Annotated in this window: 3 protein-coding genes; 2 read left to right on the top strand and 1 reads right to left on the bottom strand. The window is 66.5% G+C overall.

Annotated elements, in window-relative coordinates; all coding sequences use genetic code 11:
• Positions 1–214: hypothetical protein (locus ACFYXK_RS33930; protein ID WP_389414652.1), on the top strand; the 214-nt coding region annotated here is incomplete at its 5' end.
• A 148-nt stretch (positions 215–362) separates the two neighbouring features.
• Here the strand turns inward: ACFYXK_RS33930 and ACFYXK_RS33925 are convergent.
• A complete protein-coding gene (locus tag ACFYXK_RS33925; RefSeq protein ID WP_389414651.1) occupies positions 363–1004 on the bottom strand; it encodes a DNA-3-methyladenine glycosylase in 642 nt (213 codons plus the stop codon).
• Positions 1005–1115: 111 nt separating this feature from the next.
• Between ACFYXK_RS33925 and ACFYXK_RS33920 the strand changes: the two genes are divergently transcribed.
• A complete protein-coding gene (locus ACFYXK_RS33920; RefSeq protein WP_383520466.1) occupies positions 1116–1898 on the top strand; it encodes a sporulation protein in 783 nt (260 codons plus the stop codon).
• Positions 1899–1989 lie beyond the last annotated feature (91 nt).

Here is a 1989-nt window from a genome sequence, read left to right as displayed (position 1 = left end):
GTTGATTTTTGGCACGCTGTTGAGTTCTCAAGGAACGGACGCTTCCTTTGTACTCACCCTCTCGGGCTTTCCTCCGGGCTTCGTTCTTCGTTTCCAACTCTACCAGATCATTTCCGTTGTCGTTTCCGAACTTGGATTTGAATTCCGGTGGCCGTTGGGGGCCTTTGCCTTTCGGCGTTCCACCACTTTAGCGCTTATCCCTTGCGGCTCATAATCGAGCCACCGGATTCGAATTCGGGCATGCCGAAATCGACCCCGCCAGGGGTACGTCGTAGGTAGTGGGTTGGCCGCTCCGGGGGTCTGCTGATAGCAGTGCCCCGTTCAAGCGGCTCGGGCTACGTTAGGCGTCCGCCAAGGGCGAGTCAAGTTGAGCGGCGGCGTGGCGCGTGGGCGCGATACGGGCTCACCGTCGGGTCGTGGGTGATCCAGTAGCGGTAGGGGTGGCCCGCTCCGGCGCCGCCGACCCCCGTGCGGGGACCGTTGCTCACCAGGTCGGGTGAGGTGGCGGTACCCGCCAGGAGCGCCAGGGGGGATTGCGGTCCGGCACAGAGGTCCGCGCCGTCCAGGGAGCGGTCCACCGCCAGGGCCGTGGCCAGACGGGCCGGGCCTTTGGCCAGTTCCCTGTCGCTTCTGGCTGAAAGTCGACGTTTGCGGGCGAGGTCCGCACCCACGGTGATCTCGCCGGCGCGCAGCAGGACCCCGCTCGCATGGTCGGGTGGGCCGCACACCAGGTTGAGGCTGAACCACATGCCGTAGATGAAGTAGACGTACGCGTGTCCGGGCGGACCGAACATCGATGCGTTGCGCCGGGTCCGGCCCCGGTAGGCGTGGGAGCCCGGGTCGGCCTCGCCCTCGTAGGCCTCCACCTCTGTGATGCGGAGCTCGAGGGGGCCCTCGGGTGTACGCCGGACCAGGATGCGGCCGAGGAGATCCGGGGCCACCGTGAGGACCGGCCGGTCGAAGAAGGACCGGGTCAGGGGCGTACGGTCGGGGCGCGCGCTCATCCGGTCGAGCGTAGTGGAACGCGCGCACCTGCAACCGGGGCCTAAGGTTCCGCGTTTGTCACTGTGTACTCGTAAGCGGTAGTCGCACGAGCCTTCAAGGGGAGTCAGAGCATGGGGTTCAAGAAGCTGTTCGCGGCGCTGGGTGCCGGCGGTGCTTCGGTGGACACGATCATCACCGAGCCCAACGTGGTGCCGGGCGGGATCGTCCAGGGCGAGGTCCGCATCCAGGGCGGGTCCGTCGAGCAGCAGATCGAGGGCCTGTCCGTCGGCCTGCAGGCGCGGGTCGAGGTGGAGGGCGGCGACCAGGAGTACAAGCAGGACATCGTCTTCACCAAGCAGCGCCTCGGCGGTGCCTTCCAGGTGCAGCCGGGCGCCCTGCACGTGGTGCCGTTCGGGCTGGAGATCCCGTGGGAGACGCCGATCACCCACTTCGGGGGTCAGCACCTGCACGGGATGAACATCGGGGTCAGCACCGAGCTGGAGATCGCGCGCGCGGTGGACGCCGGTGACCTCGACCCGATCAACGTGCACCCGGTGCCGGCGCAGCAGGCGATCCTGGATGCGTTCCGTCAGCTCGGCTTCGGTTTCCGCAGTGCGGACATGGAGCGCGGGCACATCCGCGGGACGCGCCAGACGCTGCCGTTCTACCAGGAGATCGAGTTCCTGCCGCCGTCGCAGTACCGCGGGCTGAACCAGGTGGAGCTGACCTTCGTCTCGGACGGCCGCGAGATGGACGTCGTCCTGGAGATGGACAAGAAGTCCGGGCTGTTCTCCGAGGGCAGTGACACGTACCGCTGCTTCCAGGTGGGTCTGCAGTCGTACCAGGAGACCGACTGGGCGGCTTACCTCAACCAGTGGATCGCGTCCGTGGGTTCGCAGCGCAACTGGTTCTAAAGGGTGTTGCAGAAGGCTCGGCGCTGGGCATTTTGCCTGTATGGGTGGGGTGTTGCGGGCTGAGCTGGTGTGGGTGGAGACGTTTACCGGA

This window comes from Streptomyces sp. NPDC002209, from assembly GCF_042890265.1.
Lineage (GTDB): Bacteria > Actinomycetota > Actinomycetes > Streptomycetales > Streptomycetaceae > Streptomyces.
This window is presented reverse-complemented; position numbering and strand designations above follow the sequence as displayed.